This is a genomic window from Corallococcus sp. CA049B, assembly GCF_003611685.1.
Taxonomy (GTDB): domain Bacteria; phylum Myxococcota; class Myxococcia; order Myxococcales; family Myxococcaceae; genus Corallococcus; species Corallococcus coralloides.
The window spans coordinates 1-15,251 of sequence record NZ_RAWC01000219.1; the positions used below are offsets into that span (position 1 = coordinate 1).

Below are 15,251 nucleotides of genomic sequence, written 5' to 3' on the forward strand. Positions count from 1 at the left end.
TGCGAGGGCTTGGGGCTGGACGGGGGGGACTGCTCGGCCATGGCGACTGACGACGACGAACGCGTCAGTCTACCTTGGCCACGCGGCGGCGATCACCGAGGAACTCTTCCACTCCCAGCACGATGTTCTTCGCCACCTCGTCCTGGTAGCGCTCGGACGCCAGGCGCTTCTCCTCCTCCGAGTGCGACAGGAAGGACGTCTCCACCAGGATGGCGGGCATCTTCGCGCCCAGGAGCACGTAGAACAGCGCCTCCTTGTGGCCCAGGTCCTTGATGCCGTCGTACTTGCCGGCCAGGCCCGTCACCAGGTTGTGCTGCACGGCGTTCGCCAGCCGGCTCGACTCCTCCGTGTTCGCCTTGGTGGCCAGGTCCGCCAGGATGAACTGGAGGTCGCTGATGCCCTTCTCGGAGGACGCGTTCTCGCGAGCGGCCAGGCGGATGGAGTAGCGGTCCGCGGACGTGTTGAGCGTGTACGTCTCGATGCCGCGCAGCTTGTGCGTCGCCGCCGAGTTGCAGTGCACCGAGATGAACAAGTCGCCGTGCGCCTCGTTGGCCAGCTTCGCGCGGTCCTCCAGGCGGATGAAGGTGTCGTCGTCGCGGGTGAGCACCACCTCCAGGCCCTTCTCCCGCAGGCCGTCCGCGACCTTCTTGGAGATGGCCAGCGCCACGTCCTTCTCCTTCGTCCCCGCCTTGCCAATGGCGCCGGAGTCATGGCCGCCGTGGCCCGCGTCGATGACCACGCGACGCACCTTCAGCCCCAGCTGCTCCGCCAGCGTCAGCTCCGCGTGGCGGGACTGCTTCGCCACGGCCTTGAGCCGGGCCTGGGCCACCTGCGCGTCCACGGGCGCCGTCACCGGGCGAGGAGCCTCCGGAGCGGCCGGCTTCGACGCCGCCGCCACGGGGGCGGCCGGCTTCGGCGCCAGCGGGGCGTTGTCCACCACGGGAGCCGGGGCCTTCGACGCCACGGCCGCGACCTCCACGGGGGCCTCCGGCTTCGAGGGCTGCGACGTCCCGTGCGAGGACGCCACCGCCTCCGGAGCCTTCGCGTCGGCGACGGTGGGCGCGTCCACGATGTGCGCCGCGGAGTCCTTGACGGAGGTGTCCGAGGCCGGGGCGCTCGGCTCCAGGCGCGGCAGCACCGGCGACGGCTCGCGAGCGAGCTTGGAGATGGCGTCCACCAGCGGCGAGCTGGGGTTCGCGGCGGCGACGGCGTGGTCCGGCGTGGACTTCACCACCGGGGGCAGCGGCTTCACCGTGGGCTTCGCGGGCGGCGTCTTGCTGGGCGGAGGCAGCGAGGCCAGCAGCGACTTCAGCTCCCGGGCCTGGTCGCCCTTGGGGTTGGTGGCCAGCGATTCGTTGAGGATCTTCCGGGCCGCCTCCGGCTTGTCCAGGCGGTTGACGTGGATGCGCGCCAGCGCCAGCGCCGCGTCATCCGCGAGCCGGTGCTTCGGGTGCGCCTCCACCAGCTTCGAGTAGTCCGAGATGGCCGCCTGGAGGTCCTCGTCCACGAAGGAGATGCGGCTCAGTTCCTGGAGCAGGTCGCCCGCGGTGAAGAGGGCGTCGGGGGCGCGCTCGCTCTTGGGGAAGCGCGTGGCCACGGCCTCGAAGCGGTGCGCCACGTTGAGCCAGTGGTGGCGCAGCTTGCGGCGGGACGCGTCGTCCTTCAGCGCGTAGTAGGCGCGGCGGGCCTGCTGGTACGCCTCCTCCGCTTCGTTGCGCTTGCCGGCACCGACGGCGCTCGGGGCCGTGAGGAGCAGCAGGGGCAGCACGAAGTGGGAGAAGCGTACGCGCATGGAAGCCTCCGGATGTTGCAGCTACAGGCGTGTGTCACACGGCCTCCAGGGGCCAGCAACTTTTCAACCCCACCTGTCCGTCGGTCAGCGCACCCAGCCCAGCGTCCGCGCCAGCTCCTCGTCGATGACGCGGCACCAGCCCGGCTCGGAGGGCACCACGGCGGCCAGCACCTTGCCGCCATTGCGCACCGGGGCCCGCTGGGGGCGGCAGCGCGCCCGCACGGCGTGTTTCACGTCCTGGCGGAAGAAGTGCGCGGGGAACACGGCCTCGCCCTTCCCTTCCGGCAGATAGCCCTCGTCCGGTGTGAGCCACACCAGCGCGCCCAGGCGCAGGGGCACGACCTCCCGGCGCCACAGCCGCCGCACCTCCCACGCGAAGCCGCCCAGCGCCACCAGCGCGCCCAGGCCCAGGCCCCAGGGCAGCAGGCCCACCCGGGCCGCCCGGGCCCGAGCATGGGTCGCCTCGCGAGGCCGTCCCGGCTGGGACGGATCCACCAGCAGCTGCACCCGGGCGCCGTGGCCCAGGCCCGCCGCGTGTTCCGCCGCCGTGCGCACTCCCGACACGGAGTGCTCCTCGCCCGCGAACGTGTAGAGGACGTCCAGCGTGCCCTCGGCGTCCTCGTGCTGGCTCGGAGGGGGCGAGTGGCTCGCGCCCACCACCGCGTCCACCAGCTCCGCGCGGGACGTGAAGCGCTGCTCCTCGATGAAGTAGCGGCCGACGGAGCTGGCACCCAGGCCCAGCACGGCGATGATCGCCAGGCCCAGCACCACCCCTCGCACCAGGCGCGCCACGGCCCCGGGCACCTGGGCAAGTCGGACACCGCGGGGGGCATGGGGGATGGCGAGCTGCATGGCGGGTGTGGAGCCTACTTCACGACGGGTGCATGCGCTCCATTCGTGCCCGCTTCAGCGTGCGGTGTAGCCGCCGTCGACCGGCAGGGCCACGCCAACGACGAAGCTCGCGCCAGGGCTGCAAAGCCAGAGCACGGAGGCCGCGATTGAGCGCGGCGCTCCTCGTCAGGCCAATCACTAGGCGTCCACAGGTGCCAGCGAGCGCGCCAGTATGACGGCGGCGGAGGCGGCGACGACCAGCGTGCTGACCAGGAACACCGCCCCCAGGCCGGCCCCGTTCGCGACTATGCCCAGCACAGGGCCGGTGAGCCCCAGCGACAAGTCGAGGAAGGCGGTGTACGCGCCCATCGCCATCCTGCGGATCTGCGGCGGTGCTCCACGGAGCGCCTCGACCCCGAGCCCGGGATACACGAGCGAGTAGCCACCCCCCGTGAGCGTGGCGCCCGCGAACGCGAGCGCGGGTGAATGCGCGAGCCAGATGAGCGCCTGCCCGCCGGCCTCGCGAGCACTGCGGACCTTCGTGGAGTCGTGGAGTACCTGCGCGGCGTGCGGCGCCCACCTTCCGCTTCGTAGCGGCGCCTCAAATCAACACGATAGGATCGATGCTTGATTGACCGTGCCGTGCCCCTGGGAGGACGACCATGCCGACCGTCTCCATCAAGGTGATTCCTGACAACACCCTGCGCTTGGCGCTTGACGGACATGTCTGCTGTTTCAACCCGATGACGGAGGAAGAGGAGCGGGAAGAGGCCGACGCTGACACCCTCTTCATCCTCGAAAGCGGGGAGCTGACGCAGAAGCAGGGCCCCTCGGCCTTGAGCGTCGAGGCCTATGAGCTGGAGAACGGGATCAAGCTCCTCCGAAAACCCTCCTCGGAGATCTGGTGCTCGCGCTCCTTCAAGCAACACATCGAGCAACGCCTCGAGGATGCCAGGGCGGGCAGGTGCCGGTTTCCGGGCCAGAAGGCATTCTATTCGAGCCTCGCGGGCAAGGTTCATTGGCTCCACCCCCAGCACGTGCTGGACCGGAACGGCTTCAGCCTCCGCCTGCTCGAGTTCACCCAGCAGCCCATTGCCCCCGCGCGCAGGTCTGGAGTCCTGATCACACTTGGGGAGAGAAACCTCCTGGTCGCGAATGGCTCCGCCTGCGAGGGTGATTACGCCGGCGCGACCGTGCCCGAGTTGGAGTTGCTGATCCTGGATCCCGACGTCCCGAAGGAACGCGCCACGCAGCTCGTGAAGTTCATCCGGTTCCTGCGCCCGGCAAGGCTCTTCCTCAAGCCCCGGAGCGTTGGGAAGAAGCTGCACATGGAGCTGCTCGAGCAGCTCAAGTCCCAGGCACCAGAGATCGAGGTCATCCGGCAGAAGGCGCTCCAGCTGACCTTTTCCTGAGTCCTCAAGGAAACGTCACGTTCCCCAACGTGATGTGCCGGGGCCCGTTTGCTTCCCAGAGCTTGAGCGAGAACGGTCCCTGGACGTCAGCCGCAGGCGCCTCTGCCTCCACGAACACGCGTGCCCCGGGGCCTCCTGGCAGGATGGGCGTTGCCTGCCAGACGCGGAGGACCTTGAATTCCTCGCCAGACTTGCTCTTGAGCGTCGCCCCTTCCGCGGTCCACGGTGGCGTTCCGGCCTTCACCTGGATCAATAGATCCACGGCCACCAGCTTGCTGGAGCGATAGCTGCTGACGACCGATGCCTCCAGCTGATGGGTCGGCGATTGCACGATGGCCTTGGTCAGGACGTGACCCGCCACTCCGTTCGGGTCCAATCCGCCGCTGAAGAGGATGCCTGTCAAGCCGCCTGGAGTCTCGTGCTCGGACGTCACGCGCACCAGCTCTTCCCTGCAACGGAACGCCTCCACTCGCACGTCCCGGAGCTCTTGCTGATACGACTCGATCGTCCGCCGTTTCCGGAAGATTTCGAGGGTGGCCTCGGCTTTCGCCGGATGGACCCGCAGCAGGAATATCGCCGCCAAGGGCGCGGCACCGTCCCGAAAGCGTGCCACGAGCCTGAATGTCTCGCCTGGCGTGGCGTTCGCCGAAGGCACGAGCCTGAGGGTCGCCTGCCCCACATCCACCAGCGAGAAGCGCTCCAGGCCTTCCAATTCGATGCTCTCCCGCTGCAACTCCGAATCGAAGAGAAGCATCGTGGACAGGCCCGGGCTGACCATCACTTCACCGACGCCGCCAGCTCCCTCTGGGCTCAGTTCGATGCGGCGTGCTCCTGGCACTGAAGATGAGTCCTCCAACTGCGCCCCCACGTCACTCCCGACGAGGAGCAGCCCCATGAGGACGACCTGCATTGAAGATTGCACTCGAGGATCTTCCCTTTGGAGTCGCTACTCGAACTTGGCGACCGCCTTCACATAAGCCGTCGTCCAGATGCGCGCGTGGGAAGGAGAGTCATCACCTGCTTCTCGCGCCATCCCTCGCGGCCCCTCTTCTGCATGCACGTCAAAGCAGACAGGGAAGCTGTCGCCTTCGGGCGTTGTTGCCCAGGTCAGGCGAACATAAACGCGGTCACGCACGATGCTTCGCCCCGACAAGACGATTCCGCCCGGCAACCCCTTCCATCCACTCGGGAGGCTGACTTCAACTGGGCCCTCTCCAACTGAAATGAGATGAGGTCTTCCTAGCGCGAAGAGCGCCGCCTGCTTGTCTCCAATATCGGCTCCCCACTTCTTCATGGCCTTCACGGCTCCCACCGGACACGGCTCCGGCGGCGGAGGCTGGCGCACCTGCGCTCCAGGACACGCGAGCGCCGTGCAGGCCGCCGCCGTGCTCACAGCACGGGCCATGACGCTCATGCCCTTCTTCGCGGGCTTCGAGGGGAGCTGAAGGGGCTGCGTGTCTTTCGGCGGCGTCGTCACGGTGGCGGAATCCTCCTGGTGCGTCGCGGGAACCGCGACGGCCGCGGCGGGGGCCTCCGGCCCGATGGAAGCCGCGGCGCGGTCAGCTTGAGGCGACTTGCCAGAAGCCGCTACTTCCTGATGCCCCGGAGTCCCCCCGGCGATTCGTGACGGCACTTGCATCAGCGCTGTTCCCGCGGCCAGCAACCCCAGAACCAGCACCACGGCCATCCACGCTCGCGAACGCCCGCGCGGCTTCGAAGTCGCCTTCTCGGTGGTCGCGGAGACGGTCGTCGCGGCTCCGGCAACGGGCGGCGGCGCCCGCCTACCCCTGCGAGGCCGGTACAGGGGCGCATGCAGCCACTTCTCCTCACTGTCCTTGTCCCCCTCCGTCGTCGCGGTGTCCTCGCCGTAGGCATCGCAGAGAGGCACGTCCCATGTCGCATCCGCGTCCGCCAGCACCCGCTCCAGCTCCGTCACGGCGGCCAGGGCGCTCAACGTGCGCGTCTCCGGCGTCTTCTCCAGGAGGCACATGCACACGTCGCTCAGCGCGCAGGGCACCCGTGCGTTCTCCGAGTGCGGAGGAACCGGCTCACGCGTCATCACGGCCTTGATGAAGCTGGGGTCGTCGGCCTCATCGAAAGGCTTGCGCGCCGTCAGCAGCGTGTAGAGGACCAGGCCCAGCGCCCACAGGTCGTCCGAGGGCCCTGCTTCGTACCGGGCACCAGGCACGTGGACATGCCGCCGGAAGAAGCGCCACGCCTCCGGAGCGCGGTATTCCGGAGTCCCCGGCGGGAGGATGTCCACCGTCAGGCCCCGCGCGCCCTCGTAGTCGCCGATGCCGAAGTCCACCAGCTTGGCCACGCCGTCCAGGGCCCGCACCATGACGTTGGCCTCCTTGACGTCCCGGTGCAGCACGCCCGCCGCGTGCGAGGCCGCCAGCGCCCGCGCGACATCCAGCGCCACGCGCGCCACCTGCCGCGCCGAGGGGTTCTCCTCGTCCGCCCAGACGTCCAGCCGGCGCCCATCCACGTACTCCATGGCGATGACGCCGAATCGCGGCGCCCCGGGTGGCCACAAGCCATACCCCTGGAGCCCCACCACGTTGGGGTGGCGCAGCCTCAAGAGGATGGAGACCTCACGCTCCACCCGCTCACCCAACAGGGGCAGGTGCAGCAGCTTCAAGGCGAAGGGCTTCTCCGCGCCGCGCGCGAGGTACACCGTGCCGAAGCCGCCCTGCCCCAGCTGGCGCTCCACCGTGTAGCCCAGCACCTCGGCTCCGGGTGGCAGGATGGCGGGCGGCGGCCTCATGACGTCGTTCCCCGGCCCCTTTGGACCACTCGCATGTGACGTCCTCTCCGCGCGGGCATGCACGCTGCCGGCAGCCCGGCGTCGTCTGATAAACCTCGCGCGGCACTTGGGTGCCCCATCCACGCATCCTCTCTACCCGCTCCCGAGCCGGTCCCATGAATGAAGAACTGGCCATCACCATTGGCAGAACCGCCCGCGCCGCCCGCGAAGAGCAGGGCCTGACTCAGGCCGAGGTGGGCCCCCGCGTCGGCCTGCTCTCCACGGTCTACAGCCGCCTGGAGCGCGGGAAGATGCTGCCCAGCGTCCCGACACTCTACCGGCTGTGCATGGAGCTGAAGGTGTCCCCGGAGGACATGCTGGGCCTCACCGCCCTGGTGCGGGGCCGCAAGGGTCAGCGTCCGCGCCCACGTGAGGACGAGACGCCCGCCCTGAGGCGGCTGCTCTACCTCGCGCGCAAGCTGGACGCGGAGAAGTTGGAGGCGCTCCTCCATGTCGCCACCGTCCTGACCCGCTGACGGCGGCTACTTCCGCGGAGACAGGCCGCCGAGTTCGTGCGCCTCCAGCCCTTCCAGGAAGAGGCCCCCCTCGCCGAACTCCACCACGTCCCGAAGGCAGCTGCCTTCGGCCAGCACGGTCGCCACCTCCTCGGACGCTTCGTGGCGTCCATAGCCCGGGTGCCGTTTCGCCAACGCGGTCCGGAGCGCGTCACGCATGTCCGACGCCGTGGCGAAGCGCTCCGTCGGGTCGGCGCGCAGGGCCGTGTGCAGCAGCGCCTTCACCTCCGGCGAGAGCCCCGCCACCGCCGCCTCGACGTCCGCCGGGCCGAACCGGGCGAGCAGGATGCGCATCTGCGTCAGCGGCAGGGAGGGAAGGACTTCAATCCGCAGAGGCGCCAATCCGCTGGCGGAGCAATGCACGTCCTGCACGTCGAAGAGGTGCTTGCCGGTGAGCAACTCCACCAGCAGCACGCCCAGACCGAAGACGTCGGAGCGCGGCGACAGCGGCTGCTTCTCCAGGTACTCAGGCGAGGCATAGGCCACGTCTCCCCGGACGAGGTTCAAGGGAGACTCCTCGCGCCCCACCATCACTGAGTACGCCGCGCCGAAGTTCGTCAGCTTCACGCCGCCGTGCGCGCCCACGTAGACGTGCCGGGGATTCACGTCGCGGTGGATGAGGCCGAGCGGCCTCCCTTCCTCGTCCGTCAGACTGTGCGCATGGTGTAACGCCTCCGCGAGCTCCGTACCCACGTAGAGGCCGAATGCCTCGGAGACAGGCCTGCCGCGCGCGACCCCGGCGCTGATCAGTGTCTCCAGTGAAGGCCCGTCCACGTGCTCCATGACGACGTGCAGGAAATCCTCGTGCACCTTGCGGAAGTAGACCTGGGCGATGCTGGGGTGGTTGAGGCGGAAGGCCAGCTGCACCTCTTCCAATAGCCGCTTGCGGCGCAGGTACGTGGAGGGGTTGGGCAGCCGCCGCACGAGACAGAGACCCGCCACTGCGTCGTCGGCCTCCAGACGCCGATGAGCCAGCATCAGCAGTTCCCCCGTCTGCGTCCGCACCAGCTCACGGATGGCCTCGTACCGGACACCGTCGACGCAGAAGAGGCAGCGCGGCGCTTCAGGCGTCGGCGGCGGCATGCGACGCGCGGGCCGCAGGCTACCTCCGCAGTAGGGGGTGGACGGGGTCATGGCTCCTCCGGGCATGAGCTGGGGCGCGAGCGCGCCACCCGGGTATCTTTCCTGAATGTCCTCAATAAGTCTATTGGCATGAACTTTTCAGGTCTAGTCGGTCCCATTCGGGGCGCAGCAGGCACTGAAGCGCTGGGAGGAAGGGACCTGGGCGCTCGACCCGGAATAGCGCGCCCAGAATGCTCGCCCCTCACTCGCGCCCGCGTCAGCGCTTCAACCGCTCCAGGAAGATGGCAGCGTTGCGAGGCCCCAGGCCGTCGTAGGAGCCCAGGCGGCCGCCTACCTCCCGCAGGAAGTGGATCCACTGGTCCTTCTTCGACAGGCCCGGCGGCACGGTGATGCCCACGGTGTTGTACGGGTAGTTGCGCACCAACTCCACGAACTTGCCCAGCGCGTCCGCGTTGCCCTTGGCGTTCGCGGAGCCGGCATCGCCAATCGCGAGGAGCATCCGGTAGCGCTGGTCCGGCGTGAGGCCGAAGTCGTTGGCCACCTTGTCCAGCTGGGACAGCTTGGACGCCGCGCCGGGGAAGAAGTCCGGGAACGTCTTGCCCAACTGGAGCACCTGATCGCGCGTCCACCCGGTGGACTTCACCAGGGACTCCACCTGCTCCGGCGACGAGTACCGCTCCAGGTTGGTGACCTGCTCCGCGTCCGCGCCCGCGCGGGTCAACAGCGTGCGCTGCTCCGCGCGCAGCTGGGACGCGGCCTCGTACGCCTGCCGGGACAGGATGCTCATGCTGACCAGCTCACCGATGAGGTAGACCGCCGCGCCCGCCGCCGCCAGCGGGACGCCCACGCCCGTGGAGCCCATGGCGATCAGCGCTCCGCCGACGATGCCCATCGCGTCCCCGGCGATGGACATGCCCGTGCCCGCGTTGCCCTGCCCCGCCGCGAGCTCCTTGCCCTGCACCACCAGGTCCAGCGCGGCCCCGAACGCGCCCAGGCCTCCCGCGAACCTCGTGGCCACCAGCGCTCCGCCGGACTTGTTCACCGCGCTCAGCGCGGTGCTCGTGAGGCTGGCCATCTGCTGCGCGGTGAAGGTCCCCGCCCACAGCGTCCCCAGCGGGTCCTTCGCTCCCGCGGAGTGCTTCGTCTGGAGGACGCCCAGCACCAGCCCCGCCGCCGCGAAGGGCGTGCCCCACGGTGACGAGCGGGACTCCAGCTGCTGCAACGTCTTCAAGCCCTTCTGGGGATTGCCAACCGCCAGGTCCCGCAGGCCCGCGAGCCCCGTGCGCATCGCCTGCGGCAGGTTGTTGACCTGAAGGTCCGCCTTCGCGCCGCCCAGCTGCTGCGCCAGGTACCCCTCGACGAGCAGCTTCTGGATTTCGTCCACCGCCTGCGTGGGCGTGGCGTTCGGGAACTTCTCGTAGAAGCTCACCAGCGCGCCGGACACGGCCTTCTCGCGCACGGTGTCCAGCGGCAGCGACTTCATGAAGGGCGCGAACGCGGAGCCGGGTGCCTCCATCTTCGCGGCCCACTTGAGCGCCTCGCCCGCGCTCTTGGACTGGGCCAGCGCGGTGTACGCGGCCTGGATGGACCGGGCGTGCGCGGAGCCATCTGGCCCCCGCAGGGCCTGCTCCAGCTGGGGCGCGTTCTTCGCGAGCGTGGTCTCCAGCGCCTTCGCCTTCTCGTCGAAGCGGGCGTAGTCCTTCCCGTGCAGCTTGCGGAACTCCTCGATGTAGGCGCGCTGCTGGTTGTCGGTGAGGTACGGCCCGAAGGACGCGATGTCCCCCGCGAGCCGCTGCTCCAGCGCGTTGCGCTCCGCCAGGGCCCCCGTGTACGCCTGCTCGGCGGCGTGCACCTGGGACACCGCCGTGTCCAGCTTCGCGTCCACGGCCGCGCCCGCGCTGCCCAGGCAGGACACCAGCACGTCCCGGTCCGCTGGCAGCAGGTGGCCCCGCTTCGCCGCCGCCTCCAGCGCGGGCTTCATCGTCGTGGGGTTCCCCTGCCTCGCCACCGCCTCCAGCGCGCAGTCCGCCACCCGCAGCGTGCCCACGGAGGTGATGCCCGGAGGCCGGGGCGGCGGGTTGGGCACCGCCTCCTTCACGCCATGGGCGAAGTCCTTGCTCAGCGCGTCCTCCAGCGTGCGCGCGGGCGTGGCCTGCAACAAGTCCATCAGCTTCGCCTGGAGCGCGGGGTTGCCCGCCGCCTTCTCCAGCGCCGCGTTCGCCGCGCCGGTGAGGTCGCGCGCCTGCGAATACCCCTGCGTCAGCAGCGTCCACGCCTCCGCCACGTTCACGGTGGACGCGCTGTCCCCCACCGCTTGCGTGGACGAGACGCTGGCCGAAGCCATCGTGCTGTACCCCAGCAGGTCCGGTCCCTTGCGCGGTGGAGCCGGCACGAACGCGTCCTGCGGCTCGGGCGGCGGAGGTGGCGGCGGCGGGGGCGGAGCAGCCGGCTCCGGCTCCCACGTCGTACCCACCTGCGAAACGCTAGACGACGATCCTGTACTCGAAATGGTGCTCATGCGGTGCCCTCCCCCAGGGCGGACGGACGGAAGCACCGTTGTGGAGACAGCCCCCTCGCTTCCGTCCTGATTTCATTATCGAACGAGGACGGAAGCGATTGCGTGGGGGCCCCCTGCCCTTCAAGGCAGGGTCCGAGGCGTCACGGCAGGTACGTCACCTCCAGCGTGGGGCGCTTCGACGCGTCCGAGTACTCACGCGAGTAGTAGCTCGTGAGGTAGTGCGGGCTGGAGAGCCGGAAGGAGACGCGCCGGTCGGAGGCGTCCGAGGCGGCCTGGAGCACGGGGATGAAGTTCGTATCCTCCGTGACGCCCATTTGGTCGAAGTTCGGGTTGATGGTGGGGTACCAGAGCCACCACCAACCCAGGGGGGAACCGGTGGCCGCAGGCTGGTTGTTGTACGTGATGCTGTACTCACCCCAGCTGTTGTCCGGCACCAGGTACGTGTAGACGTTGCCATCGCCACCGGGAGACCGGCCCCAGAACGACGTGGCGGACAGCTTCACGGACTGGATGGCCGACCCCGCGGGGATGCTCGCCAGGTTGAAGCGCAGGAAGATCTTCTGGTCGGCGCTGTCGTAGATCACCAACTCCTGCTCGCTTCCGTAGTTCCAGTCGGACTCCCCCCAGTAACTGCGGTGGACGTAGGCATCCGCCTCCGGCTCCAGCACCGTGGTGACGGGCCCCAACTCATAGGTGAGCGTCAGCGCCGGACGCTGGGCCGCGTTGCTGTACTCCCGCGAGCGGTAACGCGTCTTGTAGCCCGGCGAGTGCAGCCGGAAGCTCACCAACTTGTCCCCGGCCAGTTCACCCTGAACGACGGGGATGAGCGCGGCATTGGAATTGACGCCCCGCTTGTCCTCCGGCGTGAAGTCGTACCAGAGGAACCACTCCCCCACCGTGCTCGACGCAGGAGCGGGCCGGTTGTTCCAGGTGATGCCCATCTCCTGCCACGAGTCGTCCGCGACGAAGGACGTGTACACGTTGCCGTCGCCCCCGTACGCGTAGCCGTCGTAGGCCAGCGCGCTGAGACTGGCCGCGGTGATGACCGCGTTCGCGGGCAGGCTGCTCAGGTCGAAGCGCAGGTAGGCCTCGGCGAACTCCCGGTTCACGACGAGCGTCCCATGGTTTCCGAAATTCGAATCGGGCACGCCGGGCGAGACGTAGGAATCCGCGACGGGCGTGAGCGTCACCGTCGTGGAGGCCAGCGCCAGCGACGGGGCCGACAGAGCGGCCACCGCCAGCAGCGTTGTTACAGAAGATGAAGACGGAAGTCTGAAGCGACTCATCATGTCTGCCTTTTTCGTGAGGAGAGCAGTGATTGCTCTCAAGCTCACGGACCGGGCAGGCAGAATCTCTATTCAGCTCAACCCAGCGTCTGCTTCAACTTCGCCAGCAGGTTGAGCGCGTCCAGCGGGGTCATCCGGTCAATGGACACAGCCCGGAGTGACTCCAGCACCTCCGCGTGCGCGGGAGGCACGGCGGCCGGAGCCGGCTGCGGCGCCCCTCCGAACAGCCCCAGCTGCCCCGCGTTCGCCGGAGCCGCGCGCTTCGTGGAGCGCACCGCCACGCGGGGACGGCCCGCGTCGTCCAGCTCGCCGGACTCCAGGTTCTGGAGCAGCTCGCGGGCGCGCGACACGACCTCCGGCGGCAGGCCCGCGAGCTTCGCGACCTCGATGCCGTAGGAGCGGCTGGCCCCGCCAGGGATCAGCTTGCGCAGGAAGATGACCTTGCCGCCCTGCTCCTTCACGGCGATGCACAGGTTCTTCACCCGGGGCCGCTCGCGCGCCAGGTCCACCAGCTCGTGGTAGTGCGTGGCGAAGAGCGAACGCGCGCCCACCTTGTCGTGGATGTGCTCCGCCACCGCCCACGCGATGGACAAGCCGTCGAACGTGGACGTGCCACGGCCAATCTCATCCAGGATGACCAGGCTCTTGTTCGTGGCGTGATGGAGGATGTGGCTCGTCTCCGTCATCTCCACCATGAACGTGGACTGACCGCGCGCCAGGTTGTCCGCCGCGCCCACGCGCGTGAAGATGCGGTCGCACAGGCCGATGCGCGCCGCCTTCGCCGGCACGAACGAGCCCGCCTGCGCCATCAGCGCCGTCAGCGCCACCTGCCGCATCACCGTGCTCTTGCCCGCCATGTTCGGGCCGGTGATGACCAGCAGCTGCGCGTCTTCTGGATCCAACCGCACGTCGTTGGGGACGAAGGACTCGCCCGCGCCCAGCATCCGCTCCACCACCGGGTGCCGGCCGCCCGAAATCGTCAGCCCCTCCCCTGAGTCCACCTGGGGCCGCGTGTAGCCGTACTCCGCCGCGCACCGGGCAAACGACACCAGCGCGTCCGCCGTGGCCACCGCCTCCGCCGCGGAACGGATGCGCGGCGCCGCGGCGATGACCTTCGTGCGCAGCTCCTCGAACAGCTGGAGCTCCAGCACCACCCGTCGCTCCTCCGCGGTGAGGACCTTCTCCTCGTACTCCTTCAGCTCCTCGGTGACGAAGCGCTCCGCGCCCACCGTGGTCTGCTTGCGGATGTAGTCCTTGGGCACCGCGTGGAGGTTCGCCTTCGTCACCTCCAGGTAGTAGCCGAAGACCTTGTTGTAGCGGATCTTCAGCGAGGAGATGCCCGTGCGGTCCTTCTCCCGCTGCTCCAGCTTGAGCAGGTAGTCCTTGCCCGTGGTGGACAGCGCCACCAGGTCGTCCAGCTCCGCGTGGTAGCCCTGCCGGATGAAGCCGCCATCGCGGATGACCACCGGCGGCTCGTCCGTCACCGCGCGCATCAGCAGGTCCGCCAGCTCCGGCAGCGCGCCCAAGGGCCCGGCCAGCGACTTCAACAGCCCCGCGTCACACCGGGCGAGCGCCGCGCCCAGCTTGGGCAACTGCGTCAGCGACAGCCCCAGCGCGCGCAAGTCACGCGCGTTGCCCGCGCCCAGCGACAGCCGGCCGCACAGCCGCTCCAGGTCGCCCACCTCCTTGAGCGTGGCCACCAGCTCCTCGCGCCACACGCTCTTGCCGGACAGCTCCTCCACTGCATCCAGCCGCGCCTCGATCTCCGGCAGCGAGCACAGCGGCGCGGACAGCCACCGCGCCAGCTTCCGCGCGCCCAGCCCCGTGGCCGTCCTGTCCAACACGCCCAGGAGCGACCCCTTGCGGCCTCCGTCGCGCAGGCTCTTGAGGACCTCCAGGTTGCCCCGCGAGGACTCGTCCATGACGAGACACCCCGCGCGCTCCTGGCGCGACAGCCGGTCCACGTGCGCCGCGGGCGTCTTCTGCGTGTCCTTGAGATAGCGCAGCGCGGCCCCGGCCGCCCCGGTGGCCAGCGGTGAGCCGTCCAGCCCGAACGCGGACAGCGACTGCACGTTGAAGTGCGTTCGCAGGAACGCGGCGGCCCGGGTGTGCTCGAAGGCCGCGCCCTCGCCCTCCGCCACGGCGGGCACGCGCGACAGCCGCTGGCACACCTGCACCACCTCCGGCGCGTCCCGCATGCCCTGCGGCACCAGCAGCTCTCGCGGCTCCACGCGCGACAGGCCCTCCACCAGCTCTGACAGGCCTTGCGCCTCGAAGGTGTAGAACTCGCCGGTGGACGCCTCCAGCAGCGCCGCGCCGAAGCCCGCCTCCCCCCAGCACACGGCCGCGAGGAAGTTGCTGGCCTGCGGCTCCAGCACCTCGTCGTCCAGCACCATGCCGGGGGTGATGACCCGGGTGACCTCCCGCTGCACGATGCCCGGCCCCGCGCCCGGCTCCGTCACCTGTTCGCAGATGGCGACCTTGAGGCCGTGCTCCACCAGCTTCGCGATGTACCGGCGCGAGGAGTGGTACGGCACCCCGCACATGGGGATCTTGTCCGCGCCCTTGGCCCGGGCCGTGAGGGTGATCTGGAGCAGCTCCGAGGCCTTCACCGCGTCCTCGAAGAACATCTCGTAGAAGTCACCCAGCCGGAAGAAGAGCACCGTGTCCGGATGGAGCGCCTTCACCTCCAGGTACTGGCGCATCATCGGGGTCAGGGAGGCGATCTCCCGCGCACCCGCGGGGGCCTCACCCGTTCCGACTTCCGGGGTCGTGTCATCGTCGGGCGGCACCACGTCCGCCGCCTTGCCTGTCTTCGTCTGCTGCGTCACCGCCATCCCCGACCTTCTCTCACGACGTTACCCCCGGATCAACGAACCGGATTCCCTACCTGCCGCGTATGCCTACCACCGGCGTCCGACATTTCGACCGGCCTGATTCCGAAAACGGTTTGCTGGCCCTCCGCCCCCCGGCAGGCTGCCCGGCGACATGGCGACCCCTCCCCAGAC

General features: G+C 69.3%; 12 protein-coding genes. 2 read left to right on the plus strand and 10 right to left on the minus strand.

What is annotated here, in order from left to right; all coding sequences use genetic code 11:
• Positions 1–64: 64 nt before the first annotated feature.
• The 4 genes from D7W82_RS32245 to D7W82_RS41105 all read right to left on the minus strand — a co-directional run bounded on the left by D7W82_RS32245 (position 65) and on the right by D7W82_RS41105 (position 2,992).
• The gene (locus D7W82_RS32245; RefSeq protein ID WP_120621987.1) at positions 65–1,792 is read right to left on the minus strand and encodes an N-acetylmuramoyl-L-alanine amidase; all 1,728 of its coding nucleotides are present in this window, start codon (positions 1,790–1,792) and stop codon (positions 65–67) included.
• A gap of 84 nt (positions 1,793–1,876) precedes the next feature.
• On the minus strand, positions 1,877–2,644 hold the full coding sequence (locus D7W82_RS32250; protein WP_120621988.1) for a DUF3592 domain-containing protein: 768 nt from the start codon (positions 2,642–2,644) through the stop codon (positions 1,877–1,879).
• A gap of 54 nt (positions 2,645–2,698) precedes the next feature.
• Positions 2,699–2,779, minus strand: a complete 81-nt coding sequence (locus D7W82_RS32255) for a hypothetical protein (protein WP_233588064.1) — start codon at positions 2,777–2,779, stop codon at positions 2,699–2,701.
• A 42-nt stretch (positions 2,780–2,821) separates the two neighbouring features.
• Positions 2,822–2,992 carry a hypothetical protein gene (locus tag D7W82_RS41105; protein WP_199727885.1) on the minus strand — a complete coding sequence of 57 codons (171 nt, stop codon included), beginning with the start codon at positions 2,990–2,992 and terminating at the stop codon, positions 2,822–2,824.
• 293 nt (positions 2,993–3,285) lie between these two features.
• Here D7W82_RS41105 and D7W82_RS32265 point away from each other — a divergent pair, with 293 nt between their 5' ends.
• Positions 3,286–4,035, plus strand: a complete 750-nt coding sequence (locus D7W82_RS32265; protein ID WP_120621989.1) for a hypothetical protein — start codon at positions 3,286–3,288, stop codon at positions 4,033–4,035.
• Positions 4,036–4,039: 4 nt separating this feature from the next.
• On the opposite strand, the gene D7W82_RS32270 is transcribed toward D7W82_RS32265, so the two are convergent.
• Entirely contained in the window at positions 4,040–4,945 is a 906-nt protein-coding gene (locus tag D7W82_RS32270; RefSeq protein ID WP_233588063.1) for a DUF2381 family protein, read from the minus strand.
• A gap of 36 nt (positions 4,946–4,981) precedes the next feature.
• The gene (locus D7W82_RS32275) at positions 4,982–6,802 is read right to left on the minus strand and encodes a serine/threonine-protein kinase (protein WP_120621990.1); all 1,821 of its coding nucleotides are present in this window, start codon (positions 6,800–6,802) and stop codon (positions 4,982–4,984) included.
• A 155-nt stretch (positions 6,803–6,957) separates the two neighbouring features.
• Here D7W82_RS32275 and D7W82_RS32280 point away from each other — a divergent pair, with 155 nt between their 5' ends.
• A complete protein-coding gene (locus D7W82_RS32280) occupies positions 6,958–7,317 on the plus strand; it encodes a helix-turn-helix transcriptional regulator (protein WP_120621991.1) in 360 nt (119 codons plus the stop codon).
• 6 nt (positions 7,318–7,323) lie between these two features.
• Here D7W82_RS32280 and D7W82_RS32285 read toward each other — a convergent pair whose 3' ends face one another.
• The 4 genes from D7W82_RS32285 to mutS form a co-directional block, all read right to left on the minus strand.
• On the minus strand, positions 7,324–8,490 hold the full coding sequence (locus D7W82_RS32285; RefSeq protein WP_120621995.1) for a protein kinase: 1,167 nt from the start codon (positions 8,488–8,490) through the stop codon (positions 7,324–7,326).
• A gap of 205 nt (positions 8,491–8,695) precedes the next feature.
• Positions 8,696–10,957, minus strand: coding sequence for a hypothetical protein (locus D7W82_RS41110; RefSeq protein ID WP_199727887.1), 2,262 nt, complete (start codon positions 10,955–10,957; stop codon positions 8,696–8,698).
• Positions 10,958–11,097: 140 nt separating this feature from the next.
• Positions 11,098–12,246: a DNRLRE domain-containing protein gene (locus D7W82_RS32295; protein WP_120621992.1), complete on the minus strand. Its 1,149-nt coding sequence runs from the start codon at positions 12,244–12,246 to the stop codon at positions 11,098–11,100.
• Between the two features lie 74 nt (positions 12,247–12,320).
• Positions 12,321–15,080: a DNA mismatch repair protein MutS gene (gene mutS, locus D7W82_RS32300; protein ID WP_120621993.1), complete on the minus strand. Its 2,760-nt coding sequence runs from the start codon at positions 15,078–15,080 to the stop codon at positions 12,321–12,323.
• Between the last annotated feature and the right edge of the window lie 171 nt (positions 15,081–15,251).